The 16,465-nt window shown below is 30.9% G+C and carries 17 protein-coding genes; 6 read left to right on the forward strand and 11 right to left on the reverse strand.

The genetic code is table 11. The features are described 5' to 3' along the window. Nucleotides 1-83: 83 nt before the first annotated feature. The 7 genes from rodA to LX78_RS03840 form a co-directional block, all read right to left on the reverse strand. Nucleotides 84-1,361, reverse strand: a complete 1,278-nt coding sequence (rodA, locus tag LX78_RS03810; protein WP_109681293.1) for a rod shape-determining protein RodA — start codon at nucleotides 1,359-1,361, stop codon at nucleotides 84-86. Continuing rightward, the gene (gene mrdA, locus LX78_RS03815) at nucleotides 1,361-3,220 is read right to left on the reverse strand and encodes a penicillin-binding protein 2 (protein WP_109681294.1); all 1,860 of its coding nucleotides are present in this window, start codon (nucleotides 3,218-3,220) and stop codon (nucleotides 1,361-1,363) included. The genes rodA and mrdA overlap by 1 nt, the downstream gene beginning before the upstream one ends. Next, nucleotides 3,220-3,723 carry a rod shape-determining protein MreD gene (gene mreD / locus LX78_RS03820; RefSeq protein ID WP_109681295.1) on the reverse strand — a complete coding sequence of 168 codons (504 nt, stop codon included), beginning with the start codon at nucleotides 3,721-3,723 and terminating at the stop codon, nucleotides 3,220-3,222. The genes mrdA and mreD overlap by 1 nt, the downstream gene beginning before the upstream one ends. After that, nucleotides 3,716-4,537 (reverse strand): rod shape-determining protein MreC, encoded by an 822-nt coding sequence (mreC, locus tag LX78_RS03825; RefSeq protein ID WP_109681296.1) that lies wholly within the window; start codon nucleotides 4,535-4,537, stop codon nucleotides 3,716-3,718. The genes mreD and mreC overlap by 8 nt, the downstream gene beginning before the upstream one ends. A gap of 8 nt (nucleotides 4,538-4,545) precedes the next feature. Further along, the gene (locus LX78_RS03830; protein ID WP_109681297.1) at nucleotides 4,546-5,574 is read right to left on the reverse strand and encodes a rod shape-determining protein; all 1,029 of its coding nucleotides are present in this window, start codon (nucleotides 5,572-5,574) and stop codon (nucleotides 4,546-4,548) included. Nucleotides 5,575-5,745: 171 nt separating this feature from the next. Continuing rightward, nucleotides 5,746-7,278 (reverse strand): bifunctional phosphoribosylaminoimidazolecarboxamide formyltransferase/IMP cyclohydrolase, encoded by a 1,533-nt coding sequence (gene purH / locus LX78_RS03835; RefSeq protein ID WP_109681374.1) that lies wholly within the window; start codon nucleotides 7,276-7,278, stop codon nucleotides 5,746-5,748. A gap of 167 nt (nucleotides 7,279-7,445) precedes the next feature. Beyond that, nucleotides 7,446-7,901: a GAF domain-containing protein gene (locus LX78_RS03840; RefSeq protein WP_109681298.1), complete on the reverse strand. Its 456-nt coding sequence runs from the start codon at nucleotides 7,899-7,901 to the stop codon at nucleotides 7,446-7,448. Nucleotides 7,902-7,993: 92 nt separating this feature from the next. Here LX78_RS03840 and xrtF point away from each other — a divergent pair, with 92 nt between their 5' ends. The 6 genes from xrtF (at nucleotide 7,994) to LX78_RS03870 (ending at nucleotide 12,899) form a co-directional block, all read left to right on the forward strand. Next, entirely contained in the window at nucleotides 7,994-8,545 is a 552-nt protein-coding gene (xrtF, locus tag LX78_RS03845; protein ID WP_109681299.1) for an exosortase family protein XrtF, read from the forward strand. Further along, entirely contained in the window at nucleotides 8,538-8,966 is a 429-nt protein-coding gene (locus tag LX78_RS03850) for an exosortase F system-associated membrane protein (protein ID WP_109681300.1), read from the forward strand. The genes xrtF and LX78_RS03850 overlap by 8 nt, the downstream gene beginning before the upstream one ends. Nucleotides 8,967-9,022: 56 nt before the next feature. Continuing rightward, nucleotides 9,023-9,436: an HYC_CC_PP family protein gene (locus tag LX78_RS03855; RefSeq protein ID WP_109681301.1), complete on the forward strand. Its 414-nt coding sequence runs from the start codon at nucleotides 9,023-9,025 to the stop codon at nucleotides 9,434-9,436. Between the two features lie 238 nt (nucleotides 9,437-9,674). Beyond that, nucleotides 9,675-11,843: a TonB-dependent receptor gene (locus tag LX78_RS03860; protein WP_408068258.1), complete on the forward strand. Its 2,169-nt coding sequence runs from the start codon at nucleotides 9,675-9,677 to the stop codon at nucleotides 11,841-11,843. A 23-nt stretch (nucleotides 11,844-11,866) separates the two neighbouring features. Continuing rightward, nucleotides 11,867-12,223 carry a heavy-metal-associated domain-containing protein gene (locus LX78_RS03865; RefSeq protein ID WP_109681303.1) on the forward strand — a complete coding sequence of 119 codons (357 nt, stop codon included), beginning with the start codon at nucleotides 11,867-11,869 and terminating at the stop codon, nucleotides 12,221-12,223. Between the two features lie 70 nt (nucleotides 12,224-12,293). Then, the gene (locus LX78_RS03870; RefSeq protein WP_109681304.1) at nucleotides 12,294-12,899 is read left to right on the forward strand and encodes a hypothetical protein; all 606 of its coding nucleotides are present in this window, start codon (nucleotides 12,294-12,296) and stop codon (nucleotides 12,897-12,899) included. 81 nt (nucleotides 12,900-12,980) lie between these two features. Here the strand turns inward: LX78_RS03870 and groL are convergent, their stop codons facing one another. From groL to LX78_RS03890, 4 genes are all read right to left on the reverse strand, one after another. Beyond that, nucleotides 12,981-14,612 (reverse strand): chaperonin GroEL, encoded by a 1,632-nt coding sequence (groL, locus tag LX78_RS03875; RefSeq protein ID WP_109681305.1) that lies wholly within the window; start codon nucleotides 14,610-14,612, stop codon nucleotides 12,981-12,983. 132 nt (nucleotides 14,613-14,744) lie between these two features. After that, nucleotides 14,745-15,020: a co-chaperone GroES gene (locus tag LX78_RS03880; protein ID WP_109681306.1), complete on the reverse strand. Its 276-nt coding sequence runs from the start codon at nucleotides 15,018-15,020 to the stop codon at nucleotides 14,745-14,747. 150 nt (nucleotides 15,021-15,170) lie between these two features. Further along, nucleotides 15,171-15,527, reverse strand: coding sequence for a preprotein translocase subunit SecG (gene secG, locus LX78_RS03885; protein ID WP_109681307.1), 357 nt, complete (start codon nucleotides 15,525-15,527; stop codon nucleotides 15,171-15,173). A 1-nt stretch (nucleotide 15,528) separates the two neighbouring features. Next, nucleotides 15,529-16,464: a hypothetical protein gene (locus LX78_RS03890; protein WP_109681308.1), complete on the reverse strand. Its 936-nt coding sequence runs from the start codon at nucleotides 16,462-16,464 to the stop codon at nucleotides 15,529-15,531. Nucleotide 16,465: the final 1 nt, after the last annotated feature.

Here is a 16,465-nt window from a genome sequence, read left to right on the forward strand (position 1 = left end):
TATAGGAATTAATTAATACAAGAAAATAGATTAAATAAAAGTACAAAAAATTATTATAAAGCAAAATAAGTGATTTGTTTTAATTACCACTCATTAATTCTATTAGAATCGAGCTTAATAAAAATAAAAAGTAAGATAGTGAAGCCCCAAAGTCCAGAACCTCCATAGCTAAAGAAAGGCAGTGGAATTCCTATAGTTGGAATTAATCCCATGACCATGCCTATATTGATCATGAAATGGAAAAAAAGTATGGATGCCACACTATAGCCATAGACACGACTAAATTGTGACTTTTGTAATTCGGCTAAATGTAAAATTCGCAATAATAAAAGAACAAAGAGCACTACGACAAAAGTGGTTCCTGCAAATCCCCATTCTTCGCCAACTGTACTAAAAATATAATCTGTGTGTTGTTCAGGAACAAATTTTCCTGTAGTTCTTGTACCTTCTAAAAATCCTTTGCCTGTTATGCCACCAGAACTAATTGCTTTTTCAGATTCGTATAAATTGTACAAAATATCTCTACGCATTTGTGCAATTTTAACTGGATCTTTTTCTAATCTTAACCACAGACTAATTCTATCTTGTTGATGAGGTTGTAGAATATTTTGATAAAGAAACTTAATACCAAAGCTTAAAACTATACAGGCAATAATAACTGAAATTGTTTTTAAAAAAGCAGGTTTTTTTCTCCTTGTAAAGTGATACGCTAAAACTATTAACGTAATAGCTATAGCAGTAACTATTGCGCCAAATTTTAATGAGCTAACAGAAATAAGGACTAATAAGAGTCCAATAATTAGATATACTTTTGGCAAGCCTTCTCTATATAAAACAAAAAAGAAGGACGCATAAACTACAGTACTTCCAGCATCATTTTGAAGTAATATTAAAATGGCTGGAATAACTATAATAATAAACACCTGTATTTGATCTTTAAAAACTCTAATATCTGTTTGTAAATCGCTAATATACTTTGCAACTGCAAGCGCAGTAGCAGCTTTTGCAAATTCGCTAGGTTGAATAGTCATACCTCCAATAGCATACCAAGAGGTTGCTCCATTGACATTTTTACCAAATAAGAACAATCCAATAAGTGACAGCATGGAAACTAAATATATTAAACTTGAAAATCGTTCGTAAAATTTAGATTCTATTGAAAGTATTAGTATAATGAGTAAAAAAGTTAAGATAATAAATACTAATTGTTTACCATAAGGTTGGGAAAAGTCGAAATAATCGACTGTTTCTCCAATATGAGAAGCAGATAAAATGTTTAACCACCCAAATCCTACTAGAAGAAGGAATAAAATGATGGTCATCCAATCGAATCTAAAATGTCTATTTGTTTCTCTATACATTATTTATTTATAGTAAACGGTTTTCCAGAATAAGGTTTAGCATATTCATCTTCAAGACTTTTTTCTAAAACAAGTTTTTCCATTTGCTTCAGAGTAACTTCGCCTTTCAAATATTTTTCTATCATCAAACTAGCAATTCTTCCTGCCCATCGTGCACCATAATACCCGTTTTCAACAAATACTGCTATGGCTATTTTCGGGTTGTCTTTTGGTGCAAAAGCAATAAAAATGGAATGGTCTGTTAATTGAGTTCTCTTGCCATCTATTATGGCAAAATTTTCAGAGGTTCCTGTTTTTCCGCAAATTTCAATGTCTGGAACTTTAAGAAACCATGCTGTACCATTGTTATAAACATCATGAAGACCTTGAATAACTGGATCAAAGTGTTTTTCATCAATTGTAGTTTGTCTTTTGGTAGTAAATTTTTCATCTATTGTTTGACCATCAATATTTTTAATAATATGAGGTGTATAATAAAAACCTTTATTTGCAATAGCTGCTGTTACATTTGCTAATTGAATAGGAGTTACTAAAACTTCGCCTTGCCCAATGGCATTGGAAATTATGGTTGTAGCTCCCCAATTAAAATCTGGATACCATTTATCGTAATAAGCACCATCTGGAATATTACCTTTTTTTCCAATTGGCAAATCGTAACCTAAAAAATTTCCTAAGCCAAAACTTTTCATATGATCGCTCCATACATCCATTGCTTGTCCAGCATCTGGAATGATATCGATGCTTTTTCGAAAAGCATTTGCAAAATATGAGTTACAAGACTTTGCTATACCTAAAACCAAATCACGTTTACCACCACCACAATGGCAGCCCATAGTTCCTTTTCTTCCATAATGGTAAACACCACTACACGTTACTGTTGTTTGAGGCGTTATGGCATTTTCTTGTAATGCAACTAATGCAACAAGCGCTTTAAAAGGAGATCCAGGTTCATGCATACGTAATAAGCCTCTGTCTATTAAAGGTCTGCTTATGGTATCGTTATAAAGTTTTGTAAAATTTCTGGAACGCTTTCTTCCTACTAATAAATTTGGATTATAAGTGGGAGCAGAGATTAAGGATAATATTTCTCCTGTACTTGGCTCTATGGCAACAATGCCACCATGTTTATTTTGCATGAGTTGTTCGCCATATTCTTGAAGTTTTGCATCAATAGATATGGTAATGTCTTTTCCTTGTTGAGGGATAGTATCGAAAATACCATCTTTATATGGGCCAATATCTCTGTTAAATCTATCCTTTTGTATAAATTTTATACCTTTTACACCTCGAAGTTCTTCTTCATATGATAATTCAACACCTTGTTTTCCAACTAAATCTCCCATGTTATAATATGGGTCATTATCTATCTGGTATTGTGTAGCTTCAGCAATATAACCTAATACGTTTGCTCCAATAGTTGTTTGGTAATCTCTTAGAGAACGCTTTTGAATATAAAAACCTTCATACTTTCTCATTTTTTCTTGTAATACAGCATAATCTTCTTTTGAAAGATGAGATACAAAAACAGAAGGTAACCTTGGTGAATAGTGATAAGATTTATTAAAGGTTTTAATAAATTGCTCCTTGCTAATTTTTAAAAGTGAACAAAATTCTAAAGTGTCTAAGGGTTTTACTTCTCGAGGAATAATCATAACATCATAAGATGGTTGATTTGCTACTAAAAGCACACCATTTCTATCGTAAACAAAACCACGTTTCGGATAATCATAAACCTTTCGAATGGCATTGTCTTCAAATAAATTATGTGCTTCTGAATTATAAACTTGAAGGTAAAAAAGCCTTGTAATGAACGTTAGACCTACAATGATAATTAATATGAAAAGTAAAAATTGTCTCATTAATTTCTCCTGCTAAATATAATGGTTGTTAGTACACAGAGTATAATAGTAAATATACTTGAGAATAACGTGTTTTGGAGTATTAAAATTATTTTAGAAAAGTTAAAAATTTCTAATGAAAACAATATGAAATGATGAATAAAAGTGAGAATTGCTATATAAGTAAGTTTAGAACCAAATTCAACATTAGCAAATTTCATGGTTTGATGGTCATAAACTGCACCAAAAGAAAACTTTAAAATAAAGGGTCTAATAAAAGCAATTGTAACAGAAGCTGCTGCATGAACTCCTCCGGAATCTGAAAACATATCTATTGTTAAACCTAATAAAAAACTAAGAAGGATAAATACAACTCTGTTGTTTTTTAAAGGATATAAAAGAATAAATAAAATATATAAATATGGATTTATAAAGCCAAGAAAATTAATATAGTTTAATACCAATACTTGTAATAAAGCGAGTATTATAAAGCGAAAAGTATGTGTAAAAATAATACTATTCATCGGTATTATTTATTAAAGTGTTTAGTTCTTCTGCGTCTTTGTTTTCAATAACATAAACATGTTCTATACTTGTCATATCATTAAATAATTTAATATGTACAGTATAATAATTTTTAGCAACATCTAAATTATAACTATCAATAACACCTATTGGAATGTTTTTTGGAAATATAGTCGATCGTCCTGAAGTTACTATGGTGTCGCCTTTTTTTATTGGAGCAACCTTTGGTATTTCGGTTAATTGAATGAATTCTGGAGATTCTGTATTCCAAACTAAAGATCCAAAATGATTTGAGTTTTTTAACTTTGCGCTAATTCTACTATTGGTATTTAGTATAGAAATAACAGTTGCATACTTTTTACTTGTATGATCTATTATACCCACAATTCCTTTTGAAGAAATAACTCCAAAATCTTGATGAATACTATCTTTCTTGCCTTTATTAATTAATAACACATTATTACTTAAAGAATAACTGTTTTTAAGGACTATAGCTGGTGAAAATTTATAAGAAATACCTGAAAAAGAACTGTCTATAAATGTTCTGTTTATGGAATCTGTTTGGTTAAACAAAAGAGATCTTAACGCACTGTTTTCTTCCTGAAGAATTTCGTTTTGAGTTTTTAAATTAACATACTCATTTACGTCATTTACAGATTTGTAAATGCCACCAGATAAAAAATTAGCAGAATTTATAAATCTACTTTTATGATACGAATGCGATTGAATGGTAAACACAATGGCAATTGAAAACAACAATAAGTATAACAAAAACGATTTGTTTCTTATGATGAAGTTTATTATTTGCTGCATGTGTTAAACTATTTTATCAAGACGCTTTTATATTTAGGTAAGTTTTTTAGCGTGATACCAGTTCCTCTTACAACAGCTCTTAAAGGGTCTTCAGCAATATAAACAGGTAAATCTGTTTTTTGCGATAAGCGCTTGTCTAAACCTCTTAACATAGATCCTCCACCTGCTAGATAAATACCAGTATTGTAAATGTCTGCAGCTAATTCTGGAGGTGTTTGAGATAAGGTTTCCATAACAGCATCTTCTATACGTAAAATTGATTTGTCTAATGCTTTAGCTATCTCTCTGTAAGAAATATTTACTTGTTTAGGTTTTCCAGTTAATAAGTCACGCCCTTGAACGCTCATATCTTCTGGAGGAAGTTCTAAATCTTCGGTAGCTGCACCAATTTGAATTTTTATTTTTTCAGCAGTACGCTCACCAACATATAAATTATGTTGTGTACGCATGTAATAAACAATATCGTTAGTAAAAACATCGCCTGCAATTTTAACCGATTTATCGCAAACAATTCCTCCAAGAGCAATAACAGCAATTTCTGTAGTTCCTCCACCTATATCCACAATCATGTTTCCTTTAGGTTGCATAATATCTACACCAATACCAATAGCAGCTGCCATTGGTTCATGGATTAAATAAACTTCTTTTCCATTAACGCGTTCTGCACTTTCTTTTACTGCTCGCATTTCTACTTCTGTAATTCCAGAAGGTATACAAATAACCATACGTAATGCAGGAGTGAAAAATTTCTTTTTTAATGCAGGAATATTTTTAATGAACATACTTATCATTTGCTCACTTGCATCAAAATCTGCAATTACACCATCTTTTAGTGGTCTAATAGTTTTAATATTTTCATGTGTTTTCCCTTGCATCATGCTGGCTTCTTTACCAACTGCAATTATTTTTCCAGAAATTCTGTCTCTAGCAACAATTGAAGGGCTATCTACAACAACCTTATCATTATGGATAATAAGTGTGTTTGCAGTTCCTAAATCTATTGCGATTTCTTCGGTTAGGAAATCAAAAAATCCCATGCGTTTATGTTGTTTATTTGAGGGTTGTTAATCTAATCTTGTAAATGTAATAAAAGTTATGCAATATTATCTTTGCTTTTCTTTTTGATTCTCATAATTCGATGAGATATACTTATTTTTTAAATGAAGTATTCTCAGTTAATTAATGAGATTCCCACCTTCGTGGGAATTTTAATGCTTAAAATGACGTGTTCCAGTAAATACCATAGCCAGATTATTTTCATTACAATAATCAATACTAAATTGGTCTTTTATGGAGCCACCAGGTTGAATAACTGCTGAAATTCCAGCATTATCTGCAATCTCTACACAATCTGGAAATGGAAAAAAAGCATCACTTGCCATAACTGCTCCTTTTAATTCGAAATTAAAAGTTTGGGCTTTATGTATGGCCTGATTTAATGCGTCTACACGACTTGTTTGTCCTGTTCCACTAGCACATAATTGTTTGTTTTTTGCTAATACAATGGTATTCGATTTGGTATGCTTACAAATTTTAGAAGCAAATATTAAATCTTCTAACTCACTTTTGGTTGGTTTATTGTTTGTAGCATAAGATAAATTCTCTATAGAATCTGTAATGGCATCTTTTTCTTGTACTAAAACACCATTTAAGCAAGTTCTAACAGTTGTTTGTGGTAAGTCTACATCTTTTAGAATTAATAATATTCTGTTCTTTTTTCCTTTTAATACTGCTTCTGCTTCAGTTGAAAATGAAGGAGCTATAACGACTTCGCAAAATAATTTGTGTATTTCTTCAGCTGTTGCCAAGTCTATTTCTGTATTACTTATTAGAATACCACCAAAAGCAGATACTGGATCTCCAGCTAATGCATCTACATATGCTTGATGTACAGAGTCTCTTTGAGCAAAACCACATGCATTGTTGTGTTTTAAAATAGCAAACGTTGGAGCTTCGCCTTTAAACTCGTTCATTAAATTTACAGCAGCATCAACATCTAAAAGGTTGTTGTAGCTTAACTCTTTTCCATGAAGTTTTGTAAAGATATCATCGAAATTTCCAAAGAAAAACCCTTTCTGATGAGGATTTTCACCATAACGTAAAACTTTTCCTTTAGTCTGACTTAATTTAAATGATGCTATGTCGTGATTTTTATTGAAATAATTAAAAATGGATGAGTCGTAATGTGATGAGACATTGAAAGACTTTGCAGCAAAATGTTTTCTATCTTCTTCAGAAGTTTCTCCATTTTTGGTTTGAAGTAATTCTAAAAACTCACTGTAATCTTCAACTGAAGATACACAAACAACATCTGCATAATTTTTAGCTGCTGCACGAATTAAAGAAATACCACCTATATCTATTTTTTCAATAATATCTTGATTGCTTGCTCCTGAAGCAACAGTTTTTTCAAAAGGATATAAATCAACAATCACTAAATCTATTTGAGGTATTTCGAAATCTATCAGTTCTTTAACATCACTTTCGTTATTTTGTCTGTTTAAAATACCACCAAACACTTTAGGATGTAATGTTTTAACACGACCACCAAGAATAGAAGGATAGGAGGTTACGTCTTCTACTGGAATAACAGGAATCCCTAAGTCTTTTATAAATATTTCTGTTCCACCTGTGGAGTAAATAGTTACATTTTGTTTATGTAATTGTTTTACAATTGGTTCTAATCCGTCTTTACTGAATACAGAAATTAAAGCCGATTTAATAGTTTTGTTGTTGTTCATTTTAGTTGTGTTGTTGTATGGACATTCTTTATGAAATGAATTTATTTCACTTATGAATGTAAGTTGCATTTTATGAGTGCAAAAGTAGGTATTTCAATCAAAAAAAAGAGAATGAAGAAGCGCTAAAAAGTTGTGTTTTTTTAACTTAAAGGCAAAGTTATTAACAACTATAGAATTGTTGCTACTTTTTCACAAACAAATTCTAGAAAACGTTCATCATCTTTAGTAAATGGATCTGGAGTATTCGAGTCGATATCTATCTGACCAATATTTTCACCATTAACAAAAATGGGAATCACAATTTCTGCTTTTACTGTTATACTACAAGCTATATAATTATCTTGAGCTGCAACATCTGGAACCACAAAATTTTTATTGCTTACAGCAACTTGCCCACAAATACCTTTTCCAAATGGAATAATAGTATGGTCTGTAGGTTCACCAACATAAGGTCCTAATTTTAATTCGTTTTTATCACCATTTTTAAAATAAAAACCAACCCAATTGTAATGAGGAATTTCTAATTCTAAAAGTTCGCAAATGTGTTTTAAACGTGTGTCAACCGTTTTTTCTGTTAAAGAAATAATGTTTTCTATTTGTGGTTTAAGTGATGTAAAAGTCATTATTCAAAAAATTTTAAACAAAAGTATTTAAAAAGAACCTATAGAATCTCTGAATTTGTATAAATTTAACGTCGTAACTAAATTATTTTTTTTTGAAAGACCTTATTAAACAATACAAAACAGTTATCAAGTTTATTCTAACTTTTATTTTGGTGTATACTGTTTTAACTTTTTCATATAAATTATATTTACAATATGCTTCCAGCGAGATTTATTATCCAGATTACATGACAAATTTGGTTGCTAAACAAAGTAAGGAAGTGCTTGAGAGTTTAGGTTATAACGCACAAGTAATTCCTCATCCAAATGAGCCTTCAATGAAATTAATTATTAATAAAAAATATGTGGCAAGAGTTATAGAAGGTTGTAATTCTGTAAGTGTTATTATTCTCTTTGCATCTTTTATAATTGCTTTTACTGGAAAGTTTAAAACCACGTTTTTCTATTTATTAGTAGGTAGCGTGTTAATTTATGTTGCTAATTTATTTCGTGTAGTTATTTTGTCTATTGGACTATATCATTACCCATGGCGAAAAGATATTTTACACACAGTTATTTTTCCAGCCATTATTTATGGAATGGTTTGTTTGCTTTGGTTGTTATGGGTAAATAGATTTTCAATTAGAAGTAAGAATCATGAGTAAGCTTTTTAAATACATATTATTTTTTGTTCTGGTTAGCTTGTTAGTGCTTATTAGAATCTTCGAAGAACAATTATTTTATGATCCATATTTAGCATTTTTTAAAAACGATTATTTGTATATAGATTCGCCAAGACAGGAAGTGTTTAAATTGGCAGCTTATACAACACTTCGTTATGTTTTGAACACCATAATTTCTTTAGGAATATTGTTTATCCTTTTTTATGATAAAAGTGTTATAAAATTCTCAGTATTGATTTATATTATCGCTTATGTAGTATTCATGTCATTATTTCTCTATTTTGTAATCCATCCAAAACAAGAAGACTATTATTTATTTTTTAATTGTAGAAGATTCTTAATTCAACCACTAATAGCTTTATTGCTTATTCCAGCTTTTTATTATCACAAACAACGGTTGTAATTGTTAATCCTTTAATAAAAAATGTGTTTCAATTCCTTTTTTTGTAAATTTGCATTGTGATAAAAGCATTTTTACATAAAACGTTTTCAGTAACATTAGCCTGTTTAGTCTTGTTTTCAACGTTGTCTTTTACAGTTGAAAAGCACTACTGTGGCGATAATTTAGTTGATGTTGCCATATTTTCTAAAGTAGATAATTGTGGTATGGACATGGAATCTGTTGCTGCATTTAATTTAGAGAAAAAGCATTGTTGTAAAGATGAAATAGAAGTTGTTAAAGGTCAGGATGAGCTTACTAAGACATCTTTTGAAGACTTGCAATTTGATCAGCAACAATTTCTTAGCTCTTACATTTATACTTATATAAATTTATTTGAAGGATTACCAGAAATGGTAATACCTCATAAAGATTACTCTCCACCTAATCTGGTTGCAGACATACAAGTTCTCGATCAGGTTTTTATTATTTGATAAACAGATTATTTTTCATCCCCTTGCATGTCGATAGACAGGAGGATGGGGACTTCAAGAAATCTTTTGCCTTTGCAAAATGAGAAATGACACTATTTTTTCAAATTAAAATTCAATAATGATAGATATAACTATTCAAAAATTTCATACATATTATAATCGTGCAATTAGGAGAAAATTAGCACTAATATTAATCATAATTCCTATATTTTCATTTTCACAAGAGAAAATTAATGGCATGATAATGCAAGTAAATGAAGATGGCAAGCATATTCCCGTAATAGGAGCCAATGTGTATTGGCTGAACACAACTGTTGGTGATGTCACCGATTTTGATGGAAAATTTACCATTCCATATAAAACCGATTATAAAAAACTTGTAGTTAGTTATGTTGGTTATAAAACCGATACATTAACGGTTGATAACACAGACCATATTCATCATTTATTACAACCAAGCAGTAGTTTAGATGAAGTGGTTTTGACAACCAGAAAACAAGCAACAGCTAGATCTTATTTGCAGTCTCAAAACATAATGAATGTTAGTAGCGACGAGCTTTTAAAAGCAGCATGTTGTAACCTATCTGAAAGTTTTGAAACCAATCCATCTATAGATGTTAATTTTGCAGATGCTGTTTCAGGAACCAGACAAATTAAAATGTTAGGCTTAACAAGTCCATATATTCTTATTACTACCGAAAATATTCCTTCTATTCGTGGAGCTTCACAAGCATATGGCTTGAGTTTTATTCCTGGATCTTGGGTGGAAAGCATCCAGATTACCAAAGGAGCAGGTAGTGTTGTTAATGGTTATGAAAGTATAGCAGGACAAATAAATACAGAGTTAGTAAAACCAAGAACAGATAAGTCTTTGTTTGTAAACTTATATGCAGGAAGCAACGAACGTTTGGAGCTTAATGCACATTTAAACACGAAGGTTTCAGATAAATGGGATACTGGTTTATATATTCATGGAAATACACATGATAAAAAGCACGATATAAATGATGATGGTTTTATGGATATGCCAATCTATAATCAGATTAACATTATGAATCGTTGGCAATATACCAATCTTGAAAAAGGTTTGGTAAGTTTTATTAATGTAAAATATCTGAATGATGGAAAACAATCTGGTCAATTAGATTTTGATCCAGAAACAGATAAATTAACAACCAATGCTTGGGGAAGCGAAATTGATACGCAACGTTTTGAAGCAGCAGCAAAATTTGGCTATGTAGATCCAGAAATTCCTTATAGAAGTTTAGGTGTACAAAGTGCATTTAGTTGGCATGAACAGGAATCGTATTTCGGACTTAATATTTATGATATTGTTCATAATAGTGTCTATGCAAATGCGATGTACAATTCTATTATTAGCGATTCCAGACACAAAATTAAAACTGGATTAAGTTATACATACGACCATTATAAAGAATTGGTAAATTCAACAGAATACGAACGTACTGAAGCATCTATTGGAGGTTTTTTTGAATATAATTACGATAATCTTGACAAGCTGAATTTAACAGCTGGTGTTCGTGTAGATAATCATAATTTACTTGGAATTTTTATTACTCCTAGATTGCATATGCGTTATACTCCTTGGGAAAAGTCAGCTGTTAGAGCGTCTATTGGTAGAGGAAAACGTAGTGCCAATATTTTTACTGAAAACCAAAACATGTTTGCTACTTCCAGACAAATTAATATTGTGAATTCTGGTGGAGATATTTATGGTCTTGATCCTGAAATTGCTTGGAATTATGGTGTGTCTTTTTTACAAGGATTTAATCTGTTTGGCAGAAAAGCTGATGTGACATTAGATTTTTATAAAACTAATTTTATCAATCAAGTTGTGGTTGATTATGAAAATCCACAAGCTGTGAGTTTTTATAATTTAGATGGCGAAAGTTTTGCGAATAGTTTTCAATTGGAGCTCAATTATAATGTGTTTAGTCATTTCGATTTACGATTGGCCTATAAATATTACAACGTAAAAACACAGTATCAATCTGGTAAACTTGAAAAGCCATTAACAGCTCAAAATCGTTTGTTTGCTAATGCTTCTTACGAAACACCTGTAAAACCTAATGGAGCTAACTGGAAGTTTGATGCTACTTATAACTGGTTGAGCGAACAACGTTTTTCTTCAACTGCTGCCAATCCAGTAGCATATCAGGTGTCAGAGTATTCGCCAACATTTGGGACATTAAATGCGCAAATAACAAAGGTGTTTTCTCCAAAATTTGAAATATATTTGGGAGGTGAAAACATTACAGATGTAAGACAAGATAATCCTATAGTATCTCCAGACGACCCATTTGGTTCATATTTTGATACTACATTTGTATATGGTCCAATTTTTGGAAGTATGTATTATGCTGGATTAAGATTTAAAGTAGAATAAACAAACTAATTAAAATTAATATTATGAAAAAACTAGGAATTATTGTTATTATGCTTATTAGCATGACAGCCTTTTCTCAAAACAAAAATGCTAAAGCATCAATTGAAGTAGATGGTGTTTGTAACATGTGTAAAGATCGAATTGAAAAAGCGTGTTTAAAAACTAAAGGAGTAAAATCTGCTGTTTGGAACGTGAATACACACGAGTTAAAATTAATTTACGACGAAAACAAAACAGATTTAAAAACTGTAGAAAAAAACATTGCTGCAGTTGGTCATGACACAAAAGAAATAATTGCAACAGATGAAGCTTATAATAGCGTTCATGATTGTTGTAAGTATCGTGAAGAATCTGTTGTTGAAGATCATAAAGAAGATTAATTTAATTAAAAAGTCCAAACAAATGTTTGGACTTTTTTTATATTGCACTTTTAATAACTAACCAAATCTCATGAAAAAATTACTTTTTATTTTCACCTGTTTATGTTTTTCAAATACATATTCTCAAACCGATTTTATAATTACTGTTAATAACCAATCTCAAGAAATATCATTAGAAAAAGAGTATGAGTTTAAAGTAGATGGAAAAACCATTCAAATTTCAGTAAAAGAAAAAGACACATTAATTTATAACGATTCTTTTTACAGTTTTAAATATTCAAAAAACCATAAAGTTTCTAAAACTGAAATAGATATGGGCATTGAACAAATTATGTTGATGACTGCAGGTGGATCTGGAATTATTGTGCAAAAATACGATTCATTTAATCCAACTATGTTGCAGGAAATGATGTTGAATGAAGTAACTAAAGAGAGTGTAACTTATGGTTATACATTGGAGAGAAAAGATTATGATAAAAAATTAAAATCTGGAGATGAACTTAGAATTCTTAAAGCAGAATTAGAATATAAAGGTGAAGTTGAGGTTTATGAAATTTCTGCAGTTGGAAAGAAAGATGAAGGAATTCTAATCATGACTATGAACCTAGGAGGAGATGGAAATAATGAAGGAGAAGATATGATTAATCTTTTGTGGGATACTATGGTAATAAATTAGTGAGCATTATTAAATAAAAACTATAAAAAACGCCTCGAATTCTCGAGGCGTTTTTTTTAATCTATTTTTAGTGCTTTGCCATTACATCATACCTGGCATGCCACCTCCACCCATTGGAGGCATTGCAGGAGCATCTTCTTTAATATCGATTAATGCACACTCTGTAGTTAATATCATTCCAGCAACTGAAGCAGCATTTTCCAACGCAATTCGTGTTACTTTCTTAGGATCGATAATTCCAGCTTTAAGCATGTCTACGTATGTTTCAGATTTGGCATCAAAACCAAAATCTTTTTTACCTTCCATTACTTTAGAAATAACAACGCTACCTTCGCCACCAGCATTTTCTACAATAGTACGTAAAGGAGCTTCAATAGCACGAGCAACAATTTGAATTCCTGTTACTTCGTCTAAATTTTCAGTAGTTATTTTTTCTAAAACAGATTTTGCTCTTACTAAAGCAACACCACCTCCAGCAACAATGCCTTCTTCTACAGCAGCTCTAGTTGCATGTAATGCATCGTCCACTCTATCTTTTTTCTCTTTCATTTCAACTTCACTAGCAGCACCTACATAAAGTACAGCAACACCTCCAGCTAATTTAGCTAAACGTTCTTGAAGCTTTTCTTTATCGTAGTCAGATGTAGTTGTTTCAATTTGAGCTTTAATTTGATTTACTCTAGCTTTAATGTCTTTTGCATCTCCAGAGCCATTAACAATAGTTGTATTGTCTTTGTCAATTGTAATTGTTTCTGCAGTACCTAACATGCTTAAATCGGCATTTTCAAGAGAGAAACCTCTTTCTTCCGAAATAACAACTCCTCCAGTTAAGATAGCAATATCTTCTAACATAGCTTTACGTCTGTCTCCAAATCCAGGAGCTTTTACAGCAGCAATTTTTAATCCACCACGTAATTTGTTTACTACTAGAGTAGCTAAGGCTTGTCCTTCAACATCTTCAGCAATAATTAATAATGGACGTCCAGATTGTGCAACTGGTTCTAATATTGGTAGGATTTCTTGTAAGTTAGAAATCTTCTTATCGAATAATAAAATGTATGGATTCTCTAAATCGGCAATCATTTTATCAGCATCAGTAACAAAGTAAGGAGAAAGATAACCTCTGTCAAATTGCATTCCTTCAACTACATCAACGTATGTTTCCATACCTTTTGCTTCTTCAACAGTTATTACACCTTCTTTACCAACTTTCTTAAATGCTTTAGCAATTAAATCACCAATAGTATCGTCGTTATTTGCAGAAATTGCAGCAACTTGTTTAATCATTTCAGAAGAGTTACCTACTTTTTTAGCTTGTTTTTCAAGATCTTTAGTAATAGCTTCAACTGCTTTGTCAATACCACGTTTTAAATCCATAGGATTTGCTCCAGCAGCTACGTTCTTTAAGCCTTCTTTTACAATAGCTTGTGCTAGAACAGTTGCAGTTGTTGTTCCATCTCCAGCTAAATCGTTGGTTTTAGAAGCAACTTCTTTTACCATTTGTGCTCCCATATTTTCAAGCTCGTTATCTAGCTCTACTTCTTTAGCTACTGTTACACCATCTTTAGTTACTTGAGGTGCACCAAAGCTTCTGCTAATTATTACATTTCGACCTTTAGGTCCTAAAGTAACTTTTACTGCATTTGCTAATGCATCAACGCCACGTTTTAAACCGTCACGTGCTTCAATATCAAATTTTATATCTTTTGCCATAATGAAAATTTTTATTTAAAATTTTTAATTCTCAATATTCAAATACTAAATTCCAAAAAAGGAATTACTGCATTTCAATTTTAAGGTTTTGGAATTTGTTTTTTAGTTTTTATTTTTTTTTGGAATTTGCAATTATATAATTGCAAGAATGTCGCTTTCACGCATCATTAAGTAATCTTTACCTTCAAGTTTCAATTCTGTTCCAGAATACTTTCCATAAAGAACAGTATCGCCAACTTTTACAGTCATAGGTTCGTCTTTTGTGCCTTTACCAACTGCCATAACTTTTCCTTGTTGTGGTTTTTCTTTGGCATTATCAGGAATTATAATTCCAGAAGCTGTTTTAGTTTCAGCTGCTACAGGTTCTATAAGAACTCTATCTGCTAATGGTTTAATGTTTAAACTCATATTTATATGTTTTTTAATTAAAAAGTTAATGTTAACGCTTTAGCGTTGTGCTAAAAATGTGCCAATAAAAAGAGACTGACAAATTTTCATTAAATAAAAAATGCCAACTAGTTTAGTTGGCATTTTTATAAGTTTTTTAAAACAATTTAATTATTCTGAAACTGGTTCAGTTTCATTATTGTTTGTTGGTACTGGAGCAGCTGGAGTTGCAGGAACAACTGGTTGTGTTGTTGCTTCAGTATCTAAAGCTTTAGATTCTAAAGTTTCAGAACCTCTGTTAATAGCTACGTTAGAAAGTAATATTAATACTAACATTAATGTTGCTAAAGTCCATGTGCTTTTGTCTAAAAAGTCTGTTGTCTTTTTTACACCACCTAATTGTTGAGTGCCACCTCCACCAAATGAAGAAGATAATCCTCCACCTTTTGGATTTTGAACCATAATTACAACTACTAGTAAAAAGGCTACAACGACTATTAGAGCTAAAAATATTGTAAACGTACTCATGTTATTTATTGTTATGTTCTTGTAATTTTTTTATTGCTTTAATTTGGTCTGCAAAGAAACCACTTTTTTCTGGATATTTCAAACTTAATATGTTGTAAGATTGAATTGCTTTTTTATAGTTTTTTTGTTCTACATAAATTCTTGCTAAAGTTTCTGTCATTAAAGATTCTGGTTGAATCATTTGTTCTTCGGCAAGGTTTGTATTTTTAGTTGTAGTCTTTTCAGGTTTTAATTTTGGGTTCTCGATAATAAACTTTTCAATTAAATCGAATTTCTTTTCTCTGTCTAAAGTTGTTGCATCTGAATCTTGTACAGACTCAATTTCATCTGTCCTTTCAATAGGTTTAAATCGTGTTAACTTAAGCCATTCGTTAAAGGAATGTGTTTCGTTATGGTGAAATTGTAATGGTTTACCTAATTTTAAAACAGTATCTGGAGAAAGTTCTTCTTGAGATGCATCAGTTTTGTTGGATTCTTCAATTTTTTCTGTTTCGTCTAATTTAAAACTTGCAATTTCAGTTCGTTTAATTTTTGGCTGAAACAATTCTGGATCAAGAACACCAGAGGTATCTTTTATTTGTTGTTTTAAGGCATCGTCTATAGATACACTTTTGTGAACTGATATATCTTCAACATCTACAGAAATATCTTTTAAATTTGCTGTGTTTTGCTTTATATATTGAGAGATTTCATTTTGAAGAAATTCTTTCGAAGTAATAAAATCAAATAAAATACTTCTATCTGTAGTATATGCAGCAGTTGTTTTTAACTCTTGATTGTATTTAAAACTTTCTTTGTTTTTTAATCCTTTAAGATACAGTGCACGAGCCGATTGAAAATACGGAAATTCTTCTGTAATTGCTTTCAAATCTAACGTATGGTCAGCAGTTACTTGTTGTGGATTTTGAAGAACGTGTATAAATTCTTTTTGATTCATT

Origin of the sequence: Xanthomarina spongicola, from assembly GCF_003148645.1 — a bacterium.
Classification (GTDB): domain Bacteria; phylum Bacteroidota; class Bacteroidia; order Flavobacteriales; family Flavobacteriaceae; genus Xanthomarina; species Xanthomarina spongicola.

Coding starts and splice junctions, on each gene's coding strand:
- rodA (WP_109681293.1), bottom strand. CDS start 1,361: ATGTATAGAGAAACAAATAGACATTTTAGATTCGATTGGATGACCATC.
- mrdA (WP_109681294.1), bottom strand. CDS start 3,220: ATGAGACAATTTTTACTTTTCATATTAATTATCATTGTAGGTCTAACG.
- LX78_RS03870 (WP_109681304.1), top strand. CDS start 12,294: ATGAAAAAATTACTTTTTATTTTCACCTGTTTATGTTTTTCAAATACA.
- mreC (WP_109681296.1), bottom strand. CDS start 4,537: ATGCAGCAAATAATAAACTTCATCATAAGAAACAAATCGTTTTTGTTA.
- LX78_RS03830 (WP_109681297.1), bottom strand. CDS start 5,574: ATGGGATTTTTTGATTTCCTAACCGAAGAAATCGCAATAGATTTAGGA.
- groL (WP_109681305.1), bottom strand. CDS start 14,612: ATGGCAAAAGATATAAAATTTGATATTGAAGCACGTGACGGTTTAAAA.
- LX78_RS03860 (WP_408068258.1), top strand. CDS start 9,675: ATGATAATGCAAGTAAATGAAGATGGCAAGCATATTCCCGTAATAGGA.
- LX78_RS03865 (WP_109681303.1), top strand. CDS start 11,867: ATGAAAAAACTAGGAATTATTGTTATTATGCTTATTAGCATGACAGCC.
- mreD (WP_109681295.1), bottom strand. CDS start 3,723: ATGAATAGTATTATTTTTACACATACTTTTCGCTTTATAATACTCGCT.
- secG (WP_109681307.1), bottom strand. CDS start 15,527: ATGAGTACGTTTACAATATTTTTAGCTCTAATAGTCGTTGTAGCCTTT.
- LX78_RS03890 (WP_109681308.1), bottom strand. CDS start 16,464: ATGAATCAAAAAGAATTTATACACGTTCTTCAAAATCCACAACAAGTA.
- purH (WP_109681374.1), bottom strand. CDS start 7,278: ATGAACAACAACAAAACTATTAAATCGGCTTTAATTTCTGTATTCAGT.
- LX78_RS03880 (WP_109681306.1), bottom strand. CDS start 15,020: ATGAGTTTAAACATTAAACCATTAGCAGATAGAGTTCTTATAGAACCT.
- LX78_RS03850 (WP_109681300.1), top strand. CDS start 8,538: ATGAGTAAGCTTTTTAAATACATATTATTTTTTGTTCTGGTTAGCTTG.
- LX78_RS03840 (WP_109681298.1), bottom strand. CDS start 7,901: ATGACTTTTACATCACTTAAACCACAAATAGAAAACATTATTTCTTTA.